Here is a 25,942-nt window from a genome sequence, read left to right on the forward strand (position 1 = left end):
TAGAAGAGAAAGCACCAATTTAGCATCCAGACACGCTAGACCTAGAATAAGCTTTTAACTTGTAATCATTTTGGGACATACCCAGTAGGCAAGATCCTAACATCCACTGACTGATACGGAGAAGCAACGACACATGAAGACAACAAACCATCACTTAGCGCCCAAAAAGATTGAAAAAGAGGCAAGGGAGCAGGGAGCAGGGAGCAAGGGGGATGGGGCCATTTCCTCAAGCGAAGTGCCCCTCTTCGGAAGGGGTTTACGCCATAGGTTGTCCATGCTCTCATATGGGTTAGCAGTGGTGTTATTGGGGAGCTGCTCTCTTTTACCTGCTAAGACCTTTGAGACTCGGCAAAACGAGACTCAAACCCAAACGACAACAGAACCTAATCCGGTAATTGTCCCCCCGCCGATTTTTTCTTCGTCTGGAGATCCTAATTTTGTGGTGAAGGTAGTGCAACAGGTGGGGCCTGCGGTAGTTCGCATTGATTCTTCCCGAACAATCACTTCTCGCATACCAAACGAATTTAATGATCCATCATTTCGGCGGTTTTTTGGAGGTGCAGTACCACAGCCTAGAGAACGAGTAGAGCGGGGTAGTGGCTCTGGATTTATCATTACTTCCTCAGGCCAAATTTTGACCAATTCTCATGTGGTAGATGGTGCTGATAGAGTGACTGTCACACTCAAAGATGGCCGAACTTTTGACGGTAAAGTTTTGGGTGAAGATCCGGTAACTGATGTGGCTGTGATCGAAATCGATGCTAATAATCTGCCAACCCTAGCTGTGGGTAATTCCGATGCTTTGCAACCAGGAGAAGCAGTAATTGCCATTGGCAACCCTTTAGGCTTGAATAATACCGTAACTTCTGGGATTATTAGTGCTACAGGTCGTTCTGGTAGCGATATCGGTGCTAGTGACAAGCGGGTTGATTACATCCAAACTGATGCTGCGATTAACCCTGGTAATTCCGGTGGCCCATTGCTAAATGTTCGTGGCCAAGTAATTGCGATGAACACAGCTATTATTCGAGGTGCTCAAGGTTTGGGATTTGCTATCCCCATTAATACTGTGCAAAGAATTTCCCAGCAATTAATTGCTACAGGCAAGGTGGATCATCCTTATTTGGGCGTTCAGATGGTGACACTGACACCAGATATCAAAGAGAGAATAAAAAGTAGAGCAGGCGATCGCTTAAATCTTACAGCAGAAGAGGGAGTTTTGCTGGTTGAGATTGTGCCGCGATCGCCTGCATCTGTGGCTGGACTACGAGTTGGTGATGTGATTAAAAGCATTAATAACCAGCCTGTTACTAAAATTGAAGAAGTACAAAGGCTAGTAGAAAAGAGCAAAATCGGTACCAATCTACCAATAGAAGTGGAACGCAATGGGCAAACTGTCCAAATAGGAGTTCAACCTGCTCCTTTGCCTGTAAGACGTGAAGGATGATGTTAGGAGGCAGGAGGCAGGAGTTATAAAAATTTCCCCAATGCCCAATACTTCTCTACTAGAGGCTACGCCCTAAGCGTAGCTATGCCGCAGGCTTTACGGCAAAGCTCAGTACAAGTGCCCAATGCCCTACTAACCATTGCTTAAAGGAGTTTTATCATGACTGAATTAGCGCCAATAATTCAATTAGGCAATCCAACATTGCGCCAAAAAGCTGCTTGGGTTGAGAATATTCAAGATGAGCAGATCCAAAAATTAATTAAAGACTTAATTGCCACTGTTGCCAAAGCTAACGGTGTGGGAATTGCTGCGCCTCAAGTAGCACAATCCTATCGTTTATTTATTGTGGCTTCCCGTCCTAATGCCAGGTATCCCAACGCCCCGGAAATGGAACCTACTGCCATGATTAATCCCAAAATTATTGCTCATTCAACTGAAGTTGTTAAAGATTGGGAAGGTTGTTTAAGTGTTCCAGGAATTAGAGGGTTAATTCCTCGGTATAAATCTATTGAAGTGGAATACAGTGATCGTCAAGGCAACTTACAAAAGCAAGAATTAACCGATTTTATCGCTCGGATTTTTCAACACGAGTCCGATCATCTCGACGGTATCGTATTTGTTGATCGCCTAGAAAGCACTCTTGATATGATTACTGAGCAGGAATACCAACAACGAGTAGTTAACAAATAAATGGGAGTGGGGAGTAGTCTATTAATTACGAATTACGAATTATTTAAGTGTGTGATTCGCAAACTTGCTCATGCCGCCACAATTGATATAGTCGCGTTGCTGGCATAGTCATATATAAAACATCTCCAGGACTGAGATTAGTTTCTAATAAATCCCAGCCATGAAGGGTTTGGTGATTTGTTTCTACGTACAAAGGTACACAATCACCAGACATGGCTATATCTTTTACCCAGTGACTACAAAAGACGTGTGAAGGTGTAATCAAAGTTGCAAAAGCTACCCAAAGACTATCTGCTGTGATGCCATTGCCGAGGATTCGTCCCCCAAGTGCAGCAGCAGCAAAAGCTGGGGCTGCCAGTTCAGCAGGACTCAGTACAGCCTCGAAGTCAAATAGCTGTTGTGCTATGCCAGCAAAATCGGGATCGGCATAATGAACAATCACCGGAGTGCTGGGTGTCAAGCCTTTGGCTTTGAGGGCAATTTCCAGATTGGTAGCATCATTGCTAGTCACTGCAAGCACTGCGGCGGCAGAGTCTATATTGCTGGCTTTGAGGATTGTACGAAAACTGGCATCGCCTTGAATTACAGGAATACCCAGTTCGCGGGCAGTGTTGATATATTTGTTGTTGGAGTCGGGTTCAACTACTACAACTTCATGTCCACTGGCGTGGAGTTGCTGGACAATTTTCACTCCAATACCACTCAGTCCACAGACAATGTAGTGAGATCGCTGGGGAATTCGGGCTGCATCCCAAAATTGCTTAAAGCGGCTTCCTAAGACAAAATCGGTGAGCATTGCATACCAAATACCAATAACCACTGCTCCAACTAGCATCATCACAACGGTAAATAATTTAATACTGTTGGGAGCATTTTCTACTACTTTGTCATTACCACCCGCTCCAGTAATCATGCCTACAGAAAAATATAGTGCATCGACAGGAGACAAACTCAACTCAGCCGACATATAGGTGAGTGTAGCAATCAGAATAACTGCGAGTAACACGACAGCACCCACCACTACCGATCGCCCGTGTTGCTGAAACTGACTAAAATTAGTTAGCACTTTCAGTAGTTTTTTAATCAACGATCTCCGGTGAGAACGAAGGCGGGGTTGTGTACCAATAATTAAGCGATCGCCTACTTTTATCTCTTGTCCAGATATGACAGCTGATACCAAATCCATCTCGCCTTTTACTGGCAAGTAATAAATCAGCATCCGCGATCGATCTTCCCACAATTCACTTAGCCTTCGACCTTTCCAGAAGTGATTTTCATCAATGTATTCTTCATGAATCGGCCAAGTTTGCTGAAATAATTTGATTTGTCCGATCGCTCGGTTTCCCATTGCTGCAAAGGTGAATACGGGTGCTGCTAATCCCACAACACTCATACTCAAGTGGTCTGGCAAACTTTGATCTAGGCGTTCCCCCAAATTTGTATTATACAAACGGTTGATAATCCGAATCTGGGAATTCAGCATCCGCGCTTGCATCATAATAGACAAATTCAGAGCATCTTTAGAGCCAGAGATGACTAAAGTGTGTGCCTCTTGAATTCCTGCTGCTGTTAAGGTAGCAGCTGCTTGTAAATCGCCAACAATCACATCCCCTGCTGTTTCGCCAGGGATAGATTGGTGATGAATGCCAACAACTAAGGCTCCCTGGTCTCTCAGCAAACGAAAGGTTTTATATCCGGTACGTCCTAAGCCACAAACAATAATTCGGGGTTTCATGAAACGGCAGCATTTTTTACAGGCAGGGCTGCATTTCTAGTTATTTACCAATATTGTTGCCCAATTTCCGGGAATATAACTGTAGCTGACAACACGATTATTTCAATCGGAGGCAGGAGGCAGGATAGCGCAGCGTTAGCGAGTCCGCGAGCATCGGCAGGAGGCAGAAGGCAGGAAGAGGATTATAAATTTGATGATTGAGGGTAAAAGGTTTTAGTTTTGCTTTCGTACAACGTAGCAGTGGTACATGTCCTCAAACAATTGGACTGTGGTGGTTTCTTCTCCCTTACGAAGGCGGTGCTGAACATACGGTAGTGGCTGATACCAGAGAGTTTGCAGATACAACTAAATTAGTTTCATCTAATAAGCAGTTTGTGGAATTTGTTTCACCTTTACGGAGCAATTATGCTTCTTGTGTAGGTCAAACTCGTGGGCAGGGATATAATTTCTACAATGTAGAATTTAAGAATAAAAAAGCTTATTTCCGTGTGGATTTGCGCAAAATTGATGCACCCCTTAGCCTAATCACTTACAAAAGTGTAGTGGCTTCTCGCCCTTATGTCAGATGGGCGATAGCTGACTAACTCCTTACTAACTCCTTAAATAGGAGAGTTTTTCTAGGCAGGGGCTTCAACAGCTAATAAAAACAGCCAATAAAATAATATAGAAAAATATGGCAATTTTTGTAGGTTGTGATACGCTATCTGCTTGAGGAGTGTGGAGGAACCGAAAATGGCAAAGCTGCGCGTAGGGTTACTGTTTGGCGGTCGTTCGGGAGAACATGAAGTTTCAATCAAATCAGCACAGGCGATCGCTAAAGCCTTAAGTGCAGAGCAAAATGCTAGTAAGTACAAAATACTGCCTTTTTACATCCAAAAAGATGGACGCTGGCTAGCCGGAGACGCACCCCAAAAGGTTTTAGAAACCGGCACTCCGCTACTGGAATCTGAACAATCAACATCTGCTGGAAATCTCACATCCAACCCTCAAGCTCAAACCCTCAGCAAGTGGCAATATCCCTCTCAAGTTGCGGATGTAGATGTTTGGTTTCCCATTCTCCACGGCCCCAACGGTGAAGATGGAACAATTCAAGGGTTACTCACTTTGATGCAAGTCCCCTTTGTTGGTTCTGGGGTGTTAGGTTCGGCAGTGGGGATGGATAAAATCGCCATGAAAATGGCCTTTGAGCAAGCCGGACTAGCACAGGTAAAATATAAGGCGATAACTAGAGCGCAAGTTTGGTCTAATCCTTGCGTATTTCCGAAATTGTGTGATGAAATTGAGGCAGTATTAGGTTATCCCGCTTTTGTTAAGCCTGCTAATTTGGGTTCATCAGTGGGTATTGCCAAAGTGCGATCGCGCCAAGAATTAGAAGCCGCTTTAGATAATGCTGCTAGTTATGACCGAAGGCTGGTTGTGGAAGCTGGTGTCGTAGCCAGGGAAGTCGAGTGTGCTGTTTTAGGAAACGACCAACCTCAAGCCTCTGTCATTGGAGAGATTACTTATGACAGCGATTTTTATGATTATGAAACTAAGTATACTGAGGGCCGCGCAGATTTACTGATCCCTGCACAACTTCCAGATGCGATCGCCCGTCAAATTCAGGACATGGCTTTACAAGCTTTTGCAGCGGTTGATGCTGCGGGGTTAGCAAGGGTAGATTTTTTCTACGTGGAAGCGACAAAAGAAGTTTTGATTAATGAAATAAATACGTTGCCAGGCTTTACTGCGACTAGTATGTACCCCCAACTTTGGGCCCATAGTGGAGTCTCCTTTCCAGAATTAGTTGATCGGTTAATTCAACTTGCTCTTGAAAGGCATTCTCCTAGCTAACAGAGAAAACAAACGAACTGATTTTTAAATTTTTACAGTAAAAAGTCACAATAAATACAGAATTTTGGCAAAATTTAGCCAGATTTAGTAGCCTATATTTTACAAAAAAGCTACTTAAATCTGAACTTTTGTTACGGATACCTGATGCTTAACTCCTCCAGTACAATTTATTGACTAGAGGGGTACAAATCTGAAAGTAATCATGGAAAAAAGTCAGAGTGTACAGCGCGAGCGAACCCAACTAAGAGGGGCTACTCCAGAGCTGACAAACAGGAAATCGAGATTAAAACAAAGCTCGAACGTTCTGATATATCTGGTTGCACATCATCCTTGGCTATTGTTAACTGGGTGTTTAGCCATGTTTTTAGGAGGTGGTGCCTTTGCCCTGTATAGCTTAGGTAATGCTGGACAGGTAACACAAGAAGAACCAGAAAAAATCCCAGTTATAGTTGAAGAACCAATCAATGCGCCTTCCGAGAATAGTAATCCTACACCTTTATGGATGGTGGCTGCGATCGTCTTCAGCTGTGGTAGTGGTTCCTTGCTCATTTTCCGAATGCTCAACCGGACAACCCAACCGCAAAAAGTCCAAAAACAGATTAACCGTCATCAGGCACGCTTGGCACAGAACCATTACCAAAGATTGGAGCCACGCCTTCCCAAGAACCAGCCAATCTTTGTGCCACAGCCACAACTGATGCCTATGATGCAGATGCGACCTAAAACAAAACATTTGGTGACGGTTCTGCCAGCAGAACACAAGCACCACTTGGATATGCGCACAGACTCTTTGGCAGACTTGATGGATCTTCGTAAAGATAGTTCATTGTCTGCAATTTTACGCCAGTATTAAAGTTCCTGTAAAGCAAAAACCTTTCAAAATAATATTTTTTGCGAATTAAGGCACGGTTATACCGTGCCTTTACTAATATCTAGAGGATATATAGCTGTTCTCACTTCGGTGCAACCCCACCCCGTATTTGCTGACGCAAACACTCCCTTCTCTTTGCTAAGGAGAAGGGTTGCGGTGAACGCGCTTAAAAAATGATCTTGCTGAAAAAAAAAGCAGCAGTCTGTCCAGTTAAACTGATAAGGTTGAAAATAGCAGATCAAGCAGTGAATAACATAGTGCGGTTAGTTTTGACAGCAATATTGCTGGTGTTAGTGACAGCTTGTGGCAGTATTGGACTGCTACCGACTAGCGAGTTAGTGCAAAAAGCGATCGCACTTGGGCTAGAGCAAACTCAACAAAAACTTAGCCAACAGTTGGATCTAGATTTTCAAGGATTTGAAATCAAGCGGCTATCAATTACCCAAGAACAACCTCTAACGATTGAAAATTTACCAGCTTTCCGCGTTCGGGGAACCTACGACTTGATTGTAAAACTACCAAAACGGCGCTTGACGCAACCAAAAAAACCTTTTGACGTTTACCTACAAATTCAGCAAGAAGGCAAAACCTGGCGATTGCTGCTTCCAGAAAAAGGTAGTAAAGATGCTCAATCAATTTGGCGTAGCTATCTTATCGAATAGCTGGAATGTGCAACTAGAAAAACCATCACAATCTATTTCTGCTGCTACTTTCGCCAAAAGGCTAGCAAAGATACTCAACCTAATTGGCGTAGCTATTTCATCGAAAAACTGGTGTGTGCAAATAGAAAAACCATCACAATGATTCCCGTATAACTGCTGGGCTATAATCATGATCGAGGTGATAGTTTCACCGGAGACAGGGCAAAATGTATATCAACTTTTTCATCAGTTCCATTATTGGAATTGTGGTTTCGGTGCTGGTGGCTTTTGGCTTACTGCAATGGTTGCATATCCCTGCTGGTAATTTTCTTGATTGGGTGATTGGTGGTGCAAGTTTTTGGTGGCTGTTGGTAATTGTTACAGTACCGTGGAATGTGCATTTTCAAGCGAAAGAAGTCTTAGCAGAAGCAGCACAATCAACTGAGAAAGGCATTCCAGTTGATGAGAAACAAGTAAAATATGTGACAGTGTTGGCAAAGCGATCGCTCTGGGTTGCCATTGCTTTACACTTGTTCTCAGCCGTTGGTCTTTATACTCTTGCTGCCACTGGTATTAGTACGGTTGGATATATAAGTTCTGGTGCAGCTTTGTTATTAACAATTCTGCGTCCAGCGATTCGGGCGTATGAGTATTTATATATACGGTTAGCGATGATTCGCCAAGAATGGAAGTATCCGCGCGAAGATATTTTTGAACTGCGCGATCGCTTCTCTATATTGGAACAAAAAATCCAGTTATTAGAGGAGCAACTCAACCCAGAACAATCTTATTCATTACCCGCAACTCAACAACGCTTTGCCGAAGAGACTCGTAAAGATTTAGCCCGGATTGCGGCTAATTTAGAAGAATTACGGGCGACAAATCAAACTGAACATGAGCGTTTGGGGAGAGAGACCAGAAATGCGATCGCACAACTTTCTAGTGATGGACAATTTCTCGATCATGTCCGCGAAATTATTCGATTTTTTAAGACTGCTTAATTATTGCTCTCATGGTTATAGCAGTTCTGGTTTACATGAAGTAAATTTTTCAACCTCACCCCCAACCCCTCTCCTTACCAAGGAGAGGGGTATTTTTGTGCCAGCAAATACGGGGGTAAGGTTCCGACTGTATATGTTATAACTTTGTACGGTTAATGTTTGGTGAAGCTCACATAACTTCAGGAGTACTTACGGTGAATCAAATACAACTGACTTTAACTATTGGTTACTTGTTAATGACATGCTATTTTTTAAGCAATTGGTTAATATTTTCTCTACGTCATCCTGCTTCCACTCCAGAAGATAAATTTTTATCGGTTGTGATATTTCTGGTAACAACTATCTTCTGGCCTTTGATGGTTCCAATGTCTTGTTTAGAAATGGTTCAAAAAAAGCAAATAGACTTTAATAAAATGATTTCTGTTATTTTAGCAATATTTGTATTTAGTATTTCATATTATTTAACTGAATAATTAATAATTTCTCCTCACCAATTGCATAGATATTAAAGAGAAGCCAGAGGTTTGACTTATTACCCTCCGGCTTCGTTGTGCACAACTACCTTTACTTGTTAGGCAGTCTATTTATTGAATTTGGAATTTCCTAACGGCGTCTGCTGCCAAAACCACTTGAGCGGCGAGGTGCTGTACTACGCCCACTACCAAAACCACTACCAGAGTTGCGTCTGGGTGAAGTAGCTCTGCCAGAGGGCCGCAACGTACTACCACCAAAACCAGAACCAGAAGGACGATTATTACCTGTAGTACTACGCGGTGTATTGCGTACAGTTGAATTTCCAGGATATGACCTTCTAATTGTTCCTGTATTGCGGAACGCAGTGCGATTTCTCACGGCTGCGGGTTGCGTGTTGTACCGAGTTTGGTAGCTTTGAACTGCTTGGCCATAGCTTCCGCCATATCCACCAAAGCCAGTTAATCCTTGTCCTGATTGATAGACAGGGGGTACATAATACTGAGGTCTAAACAACATACTACCAATTGCCTGACCGGCCAAGCTACCAGCCACAGACCCAGCAAAGGGTGCCCAGAAGCTATTTTCTCGACGGACTACAACTGTCTCTTGTTGTCCTGTTTGAGGATTGGTTTTATTCTCGGTAACGTTGTGGACGTACTCAATTTTAAAGTCTTCCGTTAGATATAAAACTGGTTGTCCTTTATCTACCTTTAGATATGTCTTTTTACCCTGCTTAATTTCATCATCAGTTAACCGTGCCATTTGCAAATTTTCGGTTGCAAAGGTTGGGGGCTTATTGTTAAGTAAAAACAGGTTATACTCACCAGTTGCATCGTCGTATGTAGCTTGTTGTATTTGATACTCTCCGTCACTCAACTTTGTGTTAGTGGAGGTTTGGCTAACGTTCTTAGCCGGAGGGGTAGTTTCGTTTCCCCCACCGCAAGCAACAGTTGTCATACACAAACTCAGAGCTAAAAAAACGGCTGTAAATTTACGTACTATGGTCATGATCATTGGATTATTGTCCTATCTCTGAGCTTAACAATTTCTCGATGTGAGTAGTAAGTACGGACTACCCAACAGATTACAAAGGAATCAATTCTGGGTAATATTGCAATAGTTGATCGCTAGTGAGTTCATCGCCTAACTGTGCTGGCGAGAAATGTACTTGGATTGCCTTCAATCTATGTTTATAATGCAAATTTATCAATGCTTTCAATCCTTCCTTGAGTGCCTGAACGTTAGAAAGATCAGTTTCTAACTCTGGTACTTCTCCTTCATAAGCTACTGTAAGCATCACAATGACGTTGCGGGTTACAGGTATAGATAAAGGTTCATTCAATCCAGAGTCAGAACTGTAATCTGGTTCACTGAGATATCTTTGGGCAGAGTCAGTAAATAATTCATTCACGTAATCTCCTGCCTCGCCTTCATCAAAAAATACATCGCCTTCGTTGGCAGCAGAAAGCCAATATTCATCGTATTGCAATAAGGTTTGGCTAATTTCTACCAATCCTTCTCCCAAAACTTCTAAGTCGCCATCGGCATCGATCGCATCCCGTCCAGCACTATTTAATACTCCCAAAATTGGTGCTACCTCACCTCCTCCTAAGTGCAGAAATAGGCGAAATACTACATAGCGAGTTCGACCGATCATTTTATTAAAGGTATCGCGCATTCTTTCCTCCAAATTTTATTTTTTCATTAGTTTTGACTTTAATAACTAATGACTAATATAGTGAAATCCCTTGACAAATTCCATAACCATATTTAACGAGGGTAATATATCATATTTTGTTGATTCAGTGGCTATATCATCATAAATTAAAGCATTGAGTGCAGAACGATTAATAAATCTTTTCCCAAAGTTGGGATGGTCATAAACCATCAAAGTGTGGGCGCTGGAATTCGTTAAAACTATTTGGGTTGGGGCTTTGCAAAAATTTAACTTTGCGGCTACTTCGATATTTTTTTTCATCTGTTTAATTGTTGTAGCCTGACTCATGGCTTGATCTAGAAGAATATTTAATTGTTTCAGCATCTGGGGCGATTTTAAATCTTGGTTTGCAACAACTTCACTGTTAATAATTTCCACCAGACTGGAAATATTCTTTTGGGTAGATGCTGCATCTAGAAAGGGAAGAATCACAATGTAAGCAGTAGGAAATAATGCTTCATCGCTATCTACATGAAATGTGAAAACAGTTCGACGACGACTACTTTCGATGCTTGGAGGTTGTTTCAGTCCCCGGTATTCCTGAGCAATTTGATAGTAAGCGCCAGCGATCGCAAAATTAGCTTCGTGTTCTATGGGCGCATCAACAATAATTCGGATTGTTGGCGGTGTTTCGTTAAAAAAGTCTCGTGAGTCTTCCGAATGAAACTTTTGGATAATGGAGCGATCGCCTGCGGGGCTAAGATCAACCCATTCACAAATCATGCCTTCAGTTTTTAAACCAAACCTGGAGGTGGCATAAAGCTTTGCTCCAGTTAATGTTGCTCCTGTTAAGTCAGCACCAATCCATTCCGCCCTAATTAATTTTGCCTGAGTTAAATCGGCGTGGATGAAAATTGTATTTGTTAAATTGGCATTGCTTAAATCTGCGCCAATTAAACTAGCTCCGCTCAATTTTGCACCGCTCAAATCTGCCCACCGGAGATTTGCGCCGCTCAAATCTGCCCATCGGAGGTTCGCCCCGCTCAAATCTGCTCCGCTCAAGTTAGCATGGCTGAGATTCGCTTGTCTGAGTTCGGCATCTCGTAAATTTGCGCCGCTAATGTCAGAACGACTGAGATCACTGGCATTTAAGTTAGCCATCTCTAAGTTTGCTCCTGTCAAGAAAGCGCCTCTTAAGACAGCTTCACTCAAGTTAGCGTGACGGAGATTCGCTTGGCGGAGTGTCGCCTCTCGCAAATCGGCACTGGTGAGGTCAGCCTCCGACAAGTCGGCGCGACTGAGATCAGCGCGAATTAACTCGGCGCGGATCAACGTGGCTCCTCTAAGTTGAGCGCGACCCAGATCCGCTCGAATCAAATTAGCGACGTTGAGGCTGGCGTTGTTTAGGATGGCGCTACATAGATTCGCCCCACTTAGTCTTGCTACATTCAGCTTGGCATTGCTCAAGTTAGCTTCACTCAGATTCGCGCCACTTAGGTTGACTATACTCAAATTAGCATCGCTAAGATTTACGCCAGTGAGTTTGGCCCCACTCAGGTTAGCTTCCGCGAGGTCAACACCACTAAAGTTTAAGACTCCTGCTGCGTATTGTTCCAGTAATTCCTCTACAGTCATTGATGCTACCCCTTGGATGCCAACTTTAATAGTTGGTAAAGTCATAAAAAACGGAATGTCAAAATCAAAAATGAATATTGGGATTTTAGGACTGGGACTGATAGGCGGATCTTTGGGTTTTGATTTGCGATCGCAAGGACATCATATCTTAGGAGTCAGTCGCCGTGAATCAACCTGTCAAAAGGCAGTTGCTCTCGGCAGTGTTGATGAAGCATCCGTTGATCTGAGTCTATTGGCAGCCGCAGAGGTTGTATTTATTTGTACACCTCTAGCGCTTATTGTGCCCCAATTTGAACAGTTGATCGCTCATTTATCTACCACTACCGTCGTAACTGATGTGGGTTCGGCGAAAGCACAGATAGTCAAGGCGATTTCTCCCCTGTGGGATAATTTTATCGGCGGTCACCCAATGGCGGGAAGGACAGACAGTGGAATAGAAGCTGCACAGCGACATTTATTTGTTGATAAGCCTTATGTATTAACACCGATATCTACAACACCAATTAGTGCAATTACGGTTGTGGAAGAAATTGTGCGATCGCTTGGGGCTAATATCTACCATTGTCAACCTGAGCAACATGACCGCGCTGTTAGTTGGATTTCCCATTTACCTGTAATGGTCAGTTCCTCCTTGATTGCTGCTTGTTTGAGTGAAACTGACCCCGATGTGTTGGAATTAGCCCAAAAGTTAGCTAGTTCAGGTTTTCGGGATACCAGCCGTGTGGGTGGTGGAAATTCAGAATTAGGCGTGATGATGGCGCGGTATAATCGTCAAGCATTGCTGCGATCGCTGCAACAGTATCGCCAAAATCTCGATGAGTTGACTAACTTAATTGAGCAAGAAAATTGGGCAGTTTTAGAGCAAAAGTTGAAATCAACTGGTAAGGCACGACCTAATTTTGTTGATTAGTTTAAGGGTGCGTTATGTTATTGATAACGCACCCATTTCAACATTTTGTGAGTTAATTGTTTATTGGTTGTGAATGCTTTTTGAGGTAGTTAATCAAGCCGCGTAGCTGCTTTCTTAGCAAATCAATAAATATAGCCATTTAATAATTGTAACAGCAAAATCTTTACAAAATGCTACTCGCCAGTTTTATCGTCACCAAACTGATGTACTATACAGATAAATTTACAAAAATCAACAATGGTAGAACGCCCAATCAAGAAATCGGAACGTCAGTCCCAAGCAAGCACTGACAATAACTCCGAAAATACGGATTCTATAGCTCCTATTGAATCCAACCCCAAAAGCTCCAAACCGAGCCGTAATCGCTCGTCTGGCACTGGGAAAAAAGCATCCTATGGGGATGAAAACAGACAGCAGGGGAATCCTGCCCTAGCGCGTGGACCAAAACCCGTTAAACCTCCAGTCAAAGTCCAAACAGAAGAACTTGAAACCGAATCGGAAACTATCTCTGAGGAGTCTCAAGACTAACATTAATGCTGCGTGTGATGTGGGATGGGAGGCTATAAGCGTATGAAGACTGGAATTTCTGGCTTTGAAAGCAGTTATCATGCCCCACATCACCATTGAGTTATTCTTATGTTGAATGCTTTTACATTAAACTTTAGGTGCATAAAATCAATCAATCTCTTTAACTAGCCATTGCCACTCAGTGACTACAGTGTTGGATATGTTGAGAATTAATTGCTGTCCACCAGAGAGTGGCACATAGAGTTTGAGTGCTTCAGTTTTTGGTAATTTCGGTAAGATATCAGTTAAGTTATATTCGCCCACATTGGGGACGGGTTCAGCTAAAGCGTATGCATCCGATGCATTCAGTAATCTTCCTGCTGCTGTCTCAATCAATAATGGTTGGTGGTGAGCAATTTCAACAACATTAGGAAAAGCAACCAAGCGCAATCGTAAGTCTTTTACTGCACTAGTGTAATTCTGTTTGAACAGCAGTACTTGCCAAGCATATCCTTTTTCATCTTTGATGGATACTTGTGAGTGGTAGCGTAAGACACCCGGAGAGTCATGGTGTTGACGTAGCAGTGCTTGTGCTGATTGCACACTCCATCCACATCCAGTTAATACTAGAAACACTACTAGGGCACAACACCAGAAATATTGTTGAAATTTTCGCTTCATGTGACACATTTTACAGCAAAATTCAGGAACAGAGCCGAAGATGCTCCGCCAAGATGTCAGAATTCAGAAGGGACTCTATTGGTTAACTAAGCCCTAGCATTTCTCCTGCTTACTAATGGCACTTTTGTATGTAGGCGGCGAGTTAGTGCAAATTAAATTCGGACTCCTATTAGCTTTATCTGGAATTTTTCAAAGTCTTTTATTCTTTTTTATTTTGGCAGCAGAGATATTAATTTACAACAGAGTACGAGTGATGTAATAGGGAAGTGGGGGGATGAGGGAGTAAATAATAGGGACTAAATTCTTCCCAATGCCTAATGACTAATATTTAAGGAGATTTAATGTGTCTAATCTTAAATTATCACCGTTATTAAAGGTAGTAGTTATTACATTGCTTGCTGGTGTAGCTAGTGGGGGTACCAGTCTGCTTGTAGGCACAACTAAACTTGACCATCTGTTCGAAATTCAAAAGCCAAAAGGCGAGAGTGCTAAAACGAGTTTAGGTAGGAAAATGAGTGCAGATGCAGAGTCTATCACCCCAGCTAAAGACCAGATGAATGAAGTACCAAAGCCTTTTCAGGGAACAATCATTTATCAGGCGAAACTAAAAGCAAATGAGAAAGTCATCGCTTTGACCTTTGATGATGGCCCTGACCCCAAAAATACGGTACAGATTTTAGAAATTTTGAAGAAAAATAATATTAAAGCGACATTCTTTATGCTTGGGCAAATGGTAAAGTCTTTTCCCCAAGTTGCCAAGCAAGTGGCTGCTGATGGTCATGTAATTGGGAATCATACATGGCATCATTGGTATCGTCACATGGACGCAGCTACTGCGGCTAATGAAATAAATCACACAGCAGACATCATCTACAAGACTACAGGAGTGAAAACTACTTTGTTTCGTCCTCCTGGCGGCTTTTTGAATAATGGATTAGCCGACTACGCCAAAAATCAGAATTACGCTGTCATGATGTGGTCACAAGAGTCGGGAGACGCTAAACGTCCTTCGCCTCAAGTGCCAACATTGGTCAAAAATGTGCTAAACAACGCCAAACCAGGGGCAATTGTCCTGATGCATGATGGTGGTGGCAATCGTTCTCGGACTGTCCAAGCTTTACCACAAATTATCAATGCTTTGAAGGCGCAGGGTTATAGATTTGTGACAATTATTCAACTACTGGAAATCCAAGCCCAAGAAAAAAATTTGGTAACAGCAGCATCACCTGTCGTCACAAATCATGAACATCCAAATCATCAGCTTAATCATCAGTGATATGCTACGGGCAGCTACACCTCAAATTTTGGCGACACTAGGTAAATTAGTGACTACCTTTTTGTCCTACTCATTAGGAGTTTTGAATTTGGAGTAATCAGTATCAACTGTACCTACTTGCTTGCGAAAAGAATAAATTTTTAATTTTTAATTTTTAATTGTTCATGATGCAGCCTCCATTTTTTCAACCGATTACGCAACGTCCAGGATTAAAATTGCCGAATAATGCCAGAGTTGCTGTGTGGGTGGTGATGAATGTAGAACATTTCAGTTTTGGCACACTAGGAACAGCAATTCAACCTCATTTAAATAGTTATCCAGAAATTGCTAACTATGGTTGGCGAGACTATGGGAATCGTGTTGGTATTTGGCGTTTATTTGAACTATTTGCCGAATTAGAAATTCCGGTAACAGCCGCAGTTAACGGCGAAATTTGTACATTTTACCCCGAAATTATGGCAGCCATACAGAAATATGGCTGGGAAGTGATGGCACATGGCATTAATAATTCTACTGGTCATAGTGGCATGGATCGGGAAACAGAAATAGATATAATTGATAGAACTCTAATTTTGCTACATCAAGCTACTGGAAAAACACCTAAAGGCTGGTTAACTCCAGGATTTTCGATTACCGAATCAACTTTTGAATTATTGTATTCAGCCGGAATTGTTTACACCGCTGACTGGGCAAACGATGACCAACCTTATTGGTATCCATTACCCAATGGTCGTTTGTTGGCTATTCCTTATACCATAGAAGCAAATGATATTAGCTTATGTTTGAGTAACCGATTTTCTGGTGTAGAATTTGCCCAAGCAATAATAGACCAATTTGACCAACTCTGGCAAGATGGAGAATCCCAAGGACGAGTAATGGCAATTGGCTTGCATCCATTTATTGTTGGTCAACCACTGCGGTTAAAATATTTGAAACAATGTTTACTACATATTAAAAATAAACCTGATACTTGGCTAGCTACAGGCGAAGGTATTTACAATTGGATAAATCAATCACAATAAAATCATTCCTCTCTCTGCATCCTCTGCGGTAACTTGCGGCAAGCCACTACGTGTCTACGTTAAAACTATGACTATTTCACAAAACCAAATTCTAAAAATCCCTGTAATCGAAGCCGACACAGAAAACATCAAACCTTATGGACATCTATTAGGCGATGAAGTCAGCAAACCTGGATTAGGAATTCCCTTTTATCAAGAAAGAGTAATAGAAGGCGACAATATTGACTTTAGCTATCGGGGAACAGCAACCTTCAGAACAGCAAAAATCATGCCAGGATATCCACCGATAATCTGGCTAGAACGCCATATGCACATGACCCAAATGTTTATCGGTTTGGGACAATCACCATTTATTATGGTGTTAGCATCGCCTAATCACGATAATGGCGAAACCTTGCCAGACTTAAATCAAGTGAAAGCATTGCGGTTCTCCCCTGGCTACGGATTATTGCTACATATTGGCACCTGGCATGATTTTCCCATAGCTTGCGATCGCTCCGTCATCATTCTCACGGCAAATTCTGATGAAGTCGTCACTGCCTTAAATCAAATGCAGACACCAGACGAGATGAATCAAGGCGATGTTTATAAGATTTCCCTACCCAAAAGATTAGGCTATACAATTCAGCTAGATATTTAATACAACCCTGAAAAACCTCTGCGTTTAAATAAAAGATGGATTTGCCAAATGTCGAAACTTATTTAAATCCTGAGAATATTCAAACTATCACCAATTGGGGTGAAAGTTGGGCTTGGTTAGCTGGTGGAACGTGGCTATTTTCCGAACCACAACCATATCTAAAAGTATTGGTAGACATTCAGCATTTAGGATGGTCAGAAATTGAGGTTGAAGAAAATTATTTAGCTATTGGTGCGACTTGTCCATTAATTAAATTATTAGAATATCCCTGGTTAGCAGAATGGACAGCAGTCGAGGGATTAAAAAGTGCGATTAATGGACTAGCAGCATCATTAAAAATAATTAATGTAGCAACAGTGGGAGGTAATATTTGTCTTGCTTTATCAGTGGGAACCTTAGCACCATTAATGGTGGCCTTGAGTGCAACTTATGAAATTTACAATATTAAAGGAGAGTTACATCAAGTCGCGGCAAAAGATTTTCAGCTTGGTTTTAAATCCACAATTTTGCAACCAGGAGAAATATTAAGGCGGGTTTTGATTCCATTATCCCATTTAAAATGGAAAATTAATTATCAACGCTTTGGAATTACAGCAACTGACCCAGCTTTAGCAATTGTGGTAAGCACTAGCAATTATCAACAAGTGCGCTGTGTTATTGGTGCTAGTGTTGCTGCACCCCAACTGCTAGAATTTGACGATGTAGAGATGAAAGATTTCGCGTTTTTACAGAAGGTAAATTTTATTGAAGATGCCAAGGCGAGTGCAATTTATCGTCGAGAATTAACGGCAGTTTTAATCAAGCGATCGCTATCAGCTTTATTATGCCAGAAAACTTAAAATTTGAAGTTAATAATCAATCTTATACACAAACTTGTCACCCTGGAACTAGCCTTTTAAGTTTATTACGTCAATTAGGCTGCTTTAGTGTTCATCGTGTTTGCGATTCTGGCGATTGTGGTGCTTGTACAGTTTGGGTAAATAATACACCTATCCATAGTTGCATTTATCCGGCAATGCGAATTAAAAATCAATCGGTAACTACTATTGAAGGACTTTCCCAGAATGGTAAACTTGCGCCGATGCAGCAAGCATTTCTGGAAGCACAAGGTTTTCAATGTGGTTTTTGCACTCCTGGAATGATTATGAGTGCAATAAAATTGCCGGAATTATCAGAAGATGAATTGCGTTTAGCTTTAAAAGGAAACCTCTGTCGCTGTACTGGATACCAAGCGATTATTGACAGTATTCGACTTTCTCAAAACTCCTCACTCCCTACTCAAAACTCCCCACTCCCCACTCGCCACTCAGTAGGAGAAAGCATTCCCAAACAGGATGGTGCAGCAATTGTCAGCGGAAAAGCGTCCTATACAGGAGATATTTCACCATCTGGATTATTACATCTTAAAGTACTGCGATCGCCTCATCCCCACGCCCGTATCTGCAAAATTGACACCCAAGAAGCCAAAGCACTCCCCGGCGTTGTTGCAATTTTCACCCACGAAGATGTACCCAGAATACCTTATACCACCGCCGGACACGCCGAACCAGTACCCGATCCGTTAGATCATTACCTATTAGATAATAAAGTAAGATTTGTAGGCGATCGCATTGCTGCTGTAGTTGCAGAATCACCAATTATTGCCGAACAAGCTTGTCAACTAATTACCGTCGATTATGAAATATTACCATATATTATCGACCCCATGCAAGCAACGAATGATAGCGGCGTTGTGATTCATGATGAACCAGAATCATTACAAATTCCTGATAGGAACCGCAACATTGCTGGACAAATTTTTCTTGAATCTGGTGATTTAGAAAAGGGCTTTTCCGAATCAGATTTAATTGTCGAAAACACTTACAAATTACCAGCAGTACAACACGTTCACCTAGAACCCCATATTACTATTAGTTGGCTAGAATCAGATGGTACTCTAGTTGTGCGTACCAGTACCCAAGTTCCATTTCACTGTCAGCGGTTACTCTCAAAAATTTTCAACTTCCCTCAAGATAAAATTCGTGTTTATAAAGCCCAACTTGGCGGTGGATTTGGTAACAAACAAGAAATCTTATCAGAAGACCTCTGTGTTTTAGCAACCCTCCGCACAGGTAAACCCGTGCAGTGGGAATTTACCAGGAAAGAGGAATTTACAGCCACAAATAGCCGCCATGCGATGACAATCAAAATCAAAAGTGGTGTCAAGGCAGATGGTACACTTGTTGCCCAAGATATGGAAATAATTGGTAACACAGGTGCTTATGGCAATCATGGACAGACAGTAGTATTTTTATCAGGTTATATCCCTCTAGGTTTATATCGTTGTCCAAATAAAAGATTGCGGGGTTTTGCAGTCTATACAAATACAATGCCAGCGGGTGCATTTCGCGGTTATGGTGCAACTCAAGGCACTTTTGCAATTGAAAGTCAAATCGATGAAATTGCTCACAAGCTCAATATTAACCCTATAGAAATGCGTTTGAAAAATCTGATTCGTCCGGGAGATGTAATTAATTTAGGGAAGTCGGAAGACCATTTTAATTTAATTGGTAGTTACGGCGTTCTTGAATGCTGGGAAAAAGTTACGCAGTCACTTGGTTACGTTCCTGGTACACCACCAAGCGTAGAAGGTTATCGCCGCCGTGGTGTGGGATTTGCCATTTCTATGCAAGGTAGCGGATTATCTAAAATCCACATTGCCAAAGTTAAATTAACACTTTTAGCTGATAGTAAATATGAATTAAGAACTGGTTCCGTAGATGTTGGGACTGGTTCAGATACTACCTTACGGCAAATAGCAGCAGAAGTTTTAGGTGTGAGTGTTGCAGATATTAATATTATCTCTGGAGATACTCAACAAACACCTTTTGATGCTGGTTCTTATGCTTCTGCAACAGTTTACATTTCTGGACAAGCAGTCAAATTAGCGGCTGAAAAATTACATAAGAGATTAGAAAACGAACCGCAGAGACACAAAGGAAGCAGAGAAGAAATAAGTGAAGAGGTAACTTATGCAGCAGATGAATCAACTTTAACTTTTGCTGTTCAAGGTGTGGAAGTAGAAGTTGATATAGAAACAGGTAAAATTCAAGTTTTACGATGTGTGCAAGCAATTGATTTAGGTAAAGCAATTAATCCGCGAATTTGTCACGGACAAGCAATCGGTGGAATAGCAATGGGAATTGGCTATGCTTTAAGTGAAGAACTATTATTTGATGAACAAGGATGTATTTTAAACTCAACATTGCGAGAATATCGCATCCCCACAGCGGCAGATATGCCACCAATAGAAGTAATTTTAATAGAACAAGCCGACCCCCACGGCCCATTTGGTGCTAAAGGTGTCGGGGAAATTACCACCAATTGTACAGCGCCAGCTATTGCAAATGCGATTCGCGCTGCGCTTGCGATCGCTTCGCATAACGCTAACGCCACAGGTTGTAGACTATACCAACTCCCCATGACACCCGAAAGAGTTTGGCGACAACTAAATAACTCTTCACCTTAAACTCTTTTCTTCCTCTGTGTACTCTGCGCCTCTGCGGTTTGTTCTCATCATGCTTAACTTCTATCAACAACTAGCAAAAACTTTAAAAAAAAGTGCTGTAGTTTTAGCCACCGTCACTAGTATCAAAGGTTCCACACCCAGAGAAGTAGGTGCGAAAATGTTCATTAGCGCCGATGGTAAAACAGTGGGAACAATTGGCGGTGGTGCTGGGGAAGCAAAAGTTTATCAGCAAGCTTTGCAAGTACTAAAAACAGGTAAAAAACAATTTGTAGAAATTGATTTATCTGGTGCACGACAACGAGAAACTCAAGGCGTTTGTGGTGGCACAATGCAGGTATTGTTAGAGTTATGGTCAGGTAGTGAAAGCTTAAACTTAGTTAATCAAATTATAGATAGTTTAACATCTGGGCGATCTGGAACAATTATCACGCCCTTTAATACAGATGAAAAACCTTACCTACTCCTAGAAACAGAAGTAATTGCATCTTTACACACCACAGCATTAATTGAACCTTTACTACCACCACCAACATTATTGATTATTGGTGCAGGACATATTGCCGTTTTCCTCGCGCAGGTTGCCCATATAGCAGGTTTTCAAGTTATTGTACAAGACGATCGCTCAGACTTTGCCACAAAAGAAAGATTTCCTGAAGCCTCGCGGGTGCTAGCACAACCTATCAACTCAATTCAAGAAATATTAAATAAAAATACTATTTTATATGTCGCTTTAGTTACCAGAGGTTATCTACAAGACTTAGCAGTTTTACGTCTGCTATGCAAGTATAAAGTAAAATATATTGGCATGGTTGGCAGCAATAAACGAGTCAGCACTGTGTACAAAATACTGCAAAATGAAGGTTACGAGCCGGAATTTTTAGATCAAATATATGCACCAATTGGTTTAGATATTGGTGCTTTAACGCCAGAGGAAATCGCTGTTAGTATCTGTGCTGAGTTAATTAAAGTTCGTCGTGGTGGTACTGGAACTTCTTTATCTGAAAACAATTTAAGTCTCGATAATTAGTTATGATTCCTACAGTCATTGCACCTTAACCCTTAATCCTCTCCACGCTTGCAGCTCGGCAAAAGTTTCTATCTTACCATAAAAAAATTTTGCGCCTAATAATAGTTGGTAAACATCTCCTACTTTAGTTGCTGATTATCGCTGACAAATTCGCCTGATAGTTTACTTACCCTAAAAAGTATATTAGTAATTGAACAGCTAGAGACCGATAAACTATTAACTCCGATACAAAAAAAGTCGTGTTGCATAATTAATGGATGAACTGTTGATATTGTACGTCCATATCATAACCGTAATAGGAACGTTATTTTTACTAATAAATTATCCTGCTTATGCCAATTAATAATAGTCGTCTTGTCACCTATAGTCCTGCTTATACAATTGTTCCTACTTACGAGTGTTTTAATCGCTGTAGTTACTGCAATTTTCGCAGTGAACCGGGTAAAAGTGCATGGATGAGTATCTCAGATGCAGAAAGTATTTTAAAATCACTTCAAAGCGAAAAAGTCTGTGAAATCCTTATCCTTAGCGGGGAAGTGCATCCCCAATCGCCAAAACGTCAAGCGTGGTTTCAACGGATTTATGATTTGTGTGAGTTAGTGCTTGCAATGGGTTTTTTACCACACACCAATGCAGGGCCATTGAGTTTTAAAGAGATGGAAAAGCTCAAGTGTGTGAATGTTTCGATGGGGCTGATGTTGGAACAGTTAACACCAGCATTATTAAATACTGTGCATCGGCACGCACCGAGTAAATTACCAGAAGTTCGTTTACAACAATTGCAATGGGCGGGAGAGTTGCAGATTCCTTTTACAACTGGGTTACTGTTAGGAATTGGAGAAACCGCTGATGATTGGTGGGAAACTTTAGAAGCTATATCTGACTTGCACCAACGTTATCATCACATTCAAGAAGTCATCCTGCAACCTCATAGTCCTGGACATCAGCAAACTTTTGATGCACCACCTTTTGATCCCCATCAATTGCCAGAAGTAATTTTTAGGGCACGTCAAATTTTACCACCAGATATTACTATTCAAATTCCCCCGAATTTAGTTAAGGATGAGCGATGGTTACTTGCTTGTATTGAAGCTGGTGCGCGAGATTTAGGTGGAATTGGGCCAAAAGATGAAGTGAATCCTGATTATCCCCATGTTCAGGAACAGGCTTTGAGAGAAATTTTACAGCCTGCTAGGTGGGAATTGGTGCCGCGATCGCCAGTTTATCCGCAATTTGATAGCTGGTTGTCGGGAGAATTACAAACAGCGGTGAAGCGATCGCGGAATGCTATGTTATTGGTTTAACATGGCTCGCCGAGGTGCAGACAAACACCACCAAAATAGCGTCAAATCAATAGCCGCCGTGAACTAATTCACAATGCATCCCTCAAAGGAGAGAGATAGGAGCCTAAACCCTGTTGTAAAATAGACATATAAGGATTCGGGGGGCCATTTAACTGGTCATAAACGCCTATAGAGACTATTTTTGGAAATCTCCAAGGTTTGAAGTCCAGCCAGCTGAAGCAACTACAGCGGCTGTATCACCAGCGTATACCAGGCGATCGCATCACCACGCCTGAGTTTTCCCAGCGTCTGGCAGCAATTAGCACAGAAGTCAATCAGCCTGTGTGCGCCTACATCAACCGTCGCGGACAAGTGATTCGCGTTGGGGTAGGCACACCGCGTCAAACGCAAATACCACCGATGGAATTGCCCCGTTACGGTGCAGAACGACTCAGTGGTATTCGTTGTATTGCCACCCATCTGAAGCCAGAACCGCCCAACGAAGCGGCGCTCACGGCTATGGCACTACAACGCTTAGATGCCCTTGTTGTCCTAAATATTACCGGAACGGGATTTACACGGCGGGGAGGCGGTGCAACTGGGTATGTCAAAGAAGCTTATCTAGCTCATCTGACACCCCAAGACTCTCGCACCCTGATTCCTAGTCCTGCTGCTGTCAAAGTAGAAGAAAGCCAATTCGGCTTCGCTCACTCTAAACAAATCCAATCCCCAAGTTGGAATATATCGCCACCTCTGGATTTGGATGATCTGGCAGACCAGGATTTAGTAGACTTGGTAGAAAATCTGGAAGCGGAATTCCAGCGCGAATTTATCGCCCAGGAAGTAGATGCTGACCACGATCGCGTGCTGATTGTGGGGCTGATGACCAGTGAGATGACTCCCCTACAATTCCAAGACACCCTAGTGGAATTGGCACGTTTAGTTGATACTGCTGGGGGAGATGTATTACAGACAATACAACAAAAGCGATCGCGCGTTCATCCCCAAACCGTAGTTGGCGAAGGTAAGGTGCAAGAAATTGCCCTAACGGCCCAAACACTAGGGGTTAATCTCGTCGTCTTTGACCGCGACCTCTCACCCTCCCAAGTCCGCAACTTAGAAATGCAAATTGGTATCCGGGTGGTTGACCGCACCGAAGTAATTTTAGATATCTTTGCTCAACGCGCTCAGTCCCGCGCTGGGAAGTTACAAGTAGAACTAGCACAGCTAGAATACATGCAGCCGCGACTAGCTGGTAGAGGACGCACCATGTCCCGATTAGGTGGTGGTATTGGGACTCGTGGCCCTGGTGAAACCAAACTGGAAACTGAACGCCGTGCCATTGGGCAGCGCATTTCCCGACTGCAAAAAGAAGTGAACCAGTTACAAGCCCATCGTTCGCGGTTACGGCAGCGACGGCAGCATCGGGAAGTTCCTTCAGTGGCTTTAGTTGGATATACCAACGCTGGCAAGTCCACTTTGCTGAATGCTCTCACGAATGCAGAAGTTTATACAGCCGACCAGTTATTTGCCACTCTCGATCCTACCACCCGCCGCCTAGTGATTCCTTATGGCGAAACAAATGAACATCAAGAAATTCTCATTACAGATACGGTAGGGTTCATACACGAACTGCCTGCATCGTTAATGGATGCCTTCCGCGCCACTTTGGAGGAAGTCACAGAAGCCGATGCCCTACTACATTTGGTGGATTTGTCTCATCCGGCTTGGTTGCGTCATATTCGCTCAGTCAGAGAAATCCTGGCACAAATGCCAATAACTCCCGGGCCGGCGCTGGTTGTTTTTAACAAGATTGATCAAGCTAATAGTGAGACACTAGCTTTAGCTAGAGAAGAATTCCCCCTAGCGGTGTTTATTTCTGCAAGTCAGCGCTTGGGATTAGAAACCCTACGTCAGCGCCTTGCCAAGCTAATTGAATATGCTGTTGATTCCCGGTAAACACTGAATTTCAATCTATTTTTAGTTTTAAAGAGACCCAGTACTAATACTGGGTTTTTTGTTATATAAAGCCAAAAATAAAGTCTTTTTGAACTAGGACTGGTATTATAGACAACTTCTAATTGAATCTCTAGAGTAGTAAAAGAGCGTCAATGGGTGCATCTGATTTTACATGGATAGCAAACAGCAAATTCCCATCATTAGCAACTGAGTTTTACCATTTTGTTTTCAAAAGATTGATTAACATGAAACATCTATTTTCCACCGCAGCAATACCTTCTTTCTTAGCTGCTACTGCCGTTGTGATATCGTCTTCTGCTTTTGCTCCTGCTAATGCCGCTTCGATGAATTTCACTATCAATGACTTCACAGGTGCGGATACTCAGGTGAAGTTTACCTTAGATGACGCAATAGCAGGGTCTGGCAAAGTTCAGTTTAAAGTAGATTATTTATCCACTGGCAAAAACACAATTGCTGATATACGAGGTGTTTTCTTCAACATTTTTGATGACTCACTTCTCAGTGGCCTCCAAGTAGTAGGCACAGATGTGACAGCCAGCAAATTCGGTACTGCTGGAACAGTTGACTCTGTTGGCAGCAGTAACAACAATCTGAACGGCAATGGCAACCAACACAACTACTTTGATGCTGGGATAGAAATTGGTCAAGAAGGTATAAGTAAAGGAAAAGGGGACATTCAATCGACGACCTTTACCCTATCACACAATTCAATAGCTCTAACGTTGGCTCAGTTTTCTCAGCAAAACTTTGGAGTGCGCCTAATGAGCGTCGGTTCTGGAAGCAATCGTGAAGACAGTAGCAAACTCAAAGGACAAGCCCCTTACTACACACCCCCACCACCTCCACCTCAAAAGGTACCTGAGCCTACTACAATAGCTGCCCTTGGTCTGTTTGCTCTGGGTGCACTGAGAGTAGCAAAGAAAAAGCCTTTAGTGTCAGCTTCAATAACAGTCGCCTAGAAGCTCCATTGGGAGACACCAGATCCACCCCCTTATAGAATATACAGGTAGGTCACCATATTCTGAATTCGCATCATGTGTGTCTCCCTTATTACTATAAAATTTGCTTATTAACTACGCATTTAAACATCATATTACTGATTTATGTAAATCCAGTTAGCCACT

25 protein-coding genes are annotated in these 25,942 nt (G+C 42.3%); 20 read left to right on the plus strand and 5 right to left on the minus strand.

Annotated features, from left to right (window positions below; genetic code table 11):
• The first annotated feature begins 274 nt into the window (after window positions 1-274).
• Both F8R90_RS25410 and def read left to right on the plus strand, forming a co-directional pair.
• Complete coding sequence (locus F8R90_RS25410) at window positions 275-1,447, plus strand: HhoA/HhoB/HtrA family serine endopeptidase (RefSeq protein ID WP_230966867.1); 1,173 nt, start codon at window positions 275-277, stop codon at window positions 1,445-1,447.
• 159 nt (window positions 1,448-1,606) lie between these two features.
• Entirely contained in the window at window positions 1,607-2,137 is a 531-nt protein-coding gene (gene def / locus F8R90_RS25415; RefSeq protein WP_196512982.1) for a peptide deformylase, read from the plus strand.
• Window positions 2,138-2,180: 43 nt separating this feature from the next.
• Here def and F8R90_RS25420 read toward each other — a convergent pair whose 3' ends face one another.
• Entirely contained in the window at window positions 2,181-3,872 is a 1,692-nt protein-coding gene (locus F8R90_RS25420) for an NAD-binding protein (RefSeq protein ID WP_196512983.1), read from the minus strand.
• 197 nt (window positions 3,873-4,069) lie between these two features.
• Here F8R90_RS25420 and F8R90_RS25425 point away from each other — a divergent pair, with 197 nt between their 5' ends.
• The 7 genes from F8R90_RS25425 (at window position 4,070) to F8R90_RS25455 (ending at window position 8,691) form a co-directional block, all read left to right on the plus strand.
• The gene (locus F8R90_RS25425) at window positions 4,070-4,456 is read left to right on the plus strand and encodes a hypothetical protein (RefSeq protein WP_230966824.1); all 387 of its coding nucleotides are present in this window, start codon (window positions 4,070-4,072) and stop codon (window positions 4,454-4,456) included.
• A gap of 148 nt (window positions 4,457-4,604) precedes the next feature.
• Window positions 4,605-5,705 (plus strand): D-alanine--D-alanine ligase family protein, encoded by a 1,101-nt coding sequence (locus F8R90_RS25430; RefSeq protein WP_196512984.1) that lies wholly within the window; start codon window positions 4,605-4,607, stop codon window positions 5,703-5,705.
• Between the two features lie 202 nt (window positions 5,706-5,907).
• The gene (locus F8R90_RS25435; RefSeq protein WP_230966826.1) at window positions 5,908-6,558 is read left to right on the plus strand and encodes a hypothetical protein; all 651 of its coding nucleotides are present in this window, start codon (window positions 5,908-5,910) and stop codon (window positions 6,556-6,558) included.
• A gap of 272 nt (window positions 6,559-6,830) precedes the next feature.
• Window positions 6,831-7,238, plus strand: a complete 408-nt coding sequence (locus F8R90_RS25440; protein WP_196513028.1) for a hypothetical protein — start codon at window positions 6,831-6,833, stop codon at window positions 7,236-7,238.
• Window positions 7,201-7,380 (plus strand): hypothetical protein, encoded by a 180-nt coding sequence (locus F8R90_RS25445; protein ID WP_196512985.1) that lies wholly within the window; start codon window positions 7,201-7,203, stop codon window positions 7,378-7,380. Before F8R90_RS25440 ends, F8R90_RS25445 begins: the two co-directional genes overlap by 38 nt.
• Before the next feature lie 64 nt (window positions 7,381-7,444).
• Window positions 7,445-8,218 carry a hypothetical protein gene (locus tag F8R90_RS25450; RefSeq protein WP_196512986.1) on the plus strand — a complete coding sequence of 258 codons (774 nt, stop codon included), beginning with the start codon at window positions 7,445-7,447 and terminating at the stop codon, window positions 8,216-8,218.
• 194 nt (window positions 8,219-8,412) lie between these two features.
• Window positions 8,413-8,691 (plus strand): hypothetical protein, encoded by a 279-nt coding sequence (locus F8R90_RS25455; RefSeq protein ID WP_196512987.1) that lies wholly within the window; start codon window positions 8,413-8,415, stop codon window positions 8,689-8,691.
• Window positions 8,692-8,821: 130 nt separating this feature from the next.
• Here the strand turns inward: F8R90_RS25455 and F8R90_RS25460 are convergent, their stop codons facing one another.
• From F8R90_RS25460 to F8R90_RS25470, 3 genes are all read right to left on the minus strand, one after another.
• Window positions 8,822-9,706 (minus strand): hypothetical protein, encoded by an 885-nt coding sequence (locus F8R90_RS25460; protein ID WP_196512988.1) that lies wholly within the window; start codon window positions 9,704-9,706, stop codon window positions 8,822-8,824.
• Between the two features lie 70 nt (window positions 9,707-9,776).
• Window positions 9,777-10,370 (minus strand): DUF1517 domain-containing protein, encoded by a 594-nt coding sequence (locus F8R90_RS25465; protein ID WP_190901703.1) that lies wholly within the window; start codon window positions 10,368-10,370, stop codon window positions 9,777-9,779.
• A 45-nt stretch (window positions 10,371-10,415) separates the two neighbouring features.
• On the minus strand, window positions 10,416-11,984 hold the full coding sequence (locus F8R90_RS25470; RefSeq protein ID WP_196513029.1) for a pentapeptide repeat-containing protein: 1,569 nt from the start codon (window positions 11,982-11,984) through the stop codon (window positions 10,416-10,418).
• A 70-nt stretch (window positions 11,985-12,054) separates the two neighbouring features.
• On the opposite strand from F8R90_RS25470, the gene F8R90_RS25475 reads away from it, so the two are divergent.
• The gene (locus F8R90_RS25475; RefSeq protein WP_196513030.1) at window positions 12,055-12,894 is read left to right on the plus strand and encodes a prephenate/arogenate dehydrogenase; all 840 of its coding nucleotides are present in this window, start codon (window positions 12,055-12,057) and stop codon (window positions 12,892-12,894) included.
• 237 nt (window positions 12,895-13,131) lie between these two features.
• Complete coding sequence (locus F8R90_RS25480; RefSeq protein WP_196512989.1) at window positions 13,132-13,422, plus strand: hypothetical protein; 291 nt, start codon at window positions 13,132-13,134, stop codon at window positions 13,420-13,422.
• A 147-nt stretch (window positions 13,423-13,569) separates the two neighbouring features.
• Here F8R90_RS25480 and F8R90_RS25485 read toward each other — a convergent pair whose 3' ends face one another.
• On the minus strand, window positions 13,570-14,082 hold the full coding sequence (locus F8R90_RS25485) for a DUF3122 domain-containing protein (protein ID WP_230966828.1): 513 nt from the start codon (window positions 14,080-14,082) through the stop codon (window positions 13,570-13,572).
• A gap of 343 nt (window positions 14,083-14,425) precedes the next feature.
• Here F8R90_RS25485 and F8R90_RS25490 point away from each other — a divergent pair, with 343 nt between their 5' ends.
• The 9 genes from F8R90_RS25490 to F8R90_RS25530 all read left to right on the plus strand — a co-directional run bounded on the left by F8R90_RS25490 (window position 14,426) and on the right by F8R90_RS25530 (window position 25,777).
• The gene (locus tag F8R90_RS25490; protein ID WP_331000715.1) at window positions 14,426-15,358 is read left to right on the plus strand and encodes a polysaccharide deacetylase family protein; all 933 of its coding nucleotides are present in this window, start codon (window positions 14,426-14,428) and stop codon (window positions 15,356-15,358) included.
• A 167-nt stretch (window positions 15,359-15,525) separates the two neighbouring features.
• A complete protein-coding gene (locus F8R90_RS25495) occupies window positions 15,526-16,380 on the plus strand; it encodes a polysaccharide deacetylase family protein (protein WP_196513032.1) in 855 nt (284 codons plus the stop codon).
• Window positions 16,381-16,447: 67 nt separating this feature from the next.
• Window positions 16,448-17,020 (plus strand): ureidoglycolate lyase, encoded by a 573-nt coding sequence (locus F8R90_RS25500; protein ID WP_196512991.1) that lies wholly within the window; start codon window positions 16,448-16,450, stop codon window positions 17,018-17,020.
• A 35-nt stretch (window positions 17,021-17,055) separates the two neighbouring features.
• Window positions 17,056-17,859, plus strand: a complete 804-nt coding sequence (locus tag F8R90_RS25505; RefSeq protein ID WP_196512992.1) for an FAD binding domain-containing protein — start codon at window positions 17,056-17,058, stop codon at window positions 17,857-17,859.
• The gene (locus F8R90_RS25510) at window positions 17,844-20,528 is read left to right on the plus strand and encodes a molybdopterin-dependent oxidoreductase (RefSeq protein ID WP_196512993.1); all 2,685 of its coding nucleotides are present in this window, start codon (window positions 17,844-17,846) and stop codon (window positions 20,526-20,528) included. The genes F8R90_RS25505 and F8R90_RS25510 overlap by 16 nt, the downstream gene beginning before the upstream one ends.
• 49 nt (window positions 20,529-20,577) lie before the next feature.
• A complete protein-coding gene (locus tag F8R90_RS25515; RefSeq protein ID WP_196512994.1) occupies window positions 20,578-21,555 on the plus strand; it encodes an XdhC family protein in 978 nt (325 codons plus the stop codon).
• A gap of 332 nt (window positions 21,556-21,887) precedes the next feature.
• On the plus strand, window positions 21,888-22,859 hold the full coding sequence (cofG, locus tag F8R90_RS25520) for a 7,8-didemethyl-8-hydroxy-5-deazariboflavin synthase subunit CofG (protein ID WP_196512995.1): 972 nt from the start codon (window positions 21,888-21,890) through the stop codon (window positions 22,857-22,859).
• Between the two features lie 168 nt (window positions 22,860-23,027).
• The gene (hflX, locus tag F8R90_RS25525; RefSeq protein ID WP_196513033.1) at window positions 23,028-24,797 is read left to right on the plus strand and encodes a GTPase HflX; all 1,770 of its coding nucleotides are present in this window, start codon (window positions 23,028-23,030) and stop codon (window positions 24,795-24,797) included.
• Between the two features lie 245 nt (window positions 24,798-25,042).
• Window positions 25,043-25,777: a PEP-CTERM sorting domain-containing protein gene (locus F8R90_RS25530; RefSeq protein WP_196512996.1), complete on the plus strand. Its 735-nt coding sequence runs from the start codon at window positions 25,043-25,045 to the stop codon at window positions 25,775-25,777.
• Window positions 25,778-25,942: the final 165 nt, after the last annotated feature.

Source organism: Nostoc sp. NZL (assembly GCF_015714705.1).
Taxonomy (GTDB): domain Bacteria; phylum Cyanobacteriota; class Cyanobacteriia; order Cyanobacteriales; family Nostocaceae; genus Nostoc; species Nostoc foliaceum_A.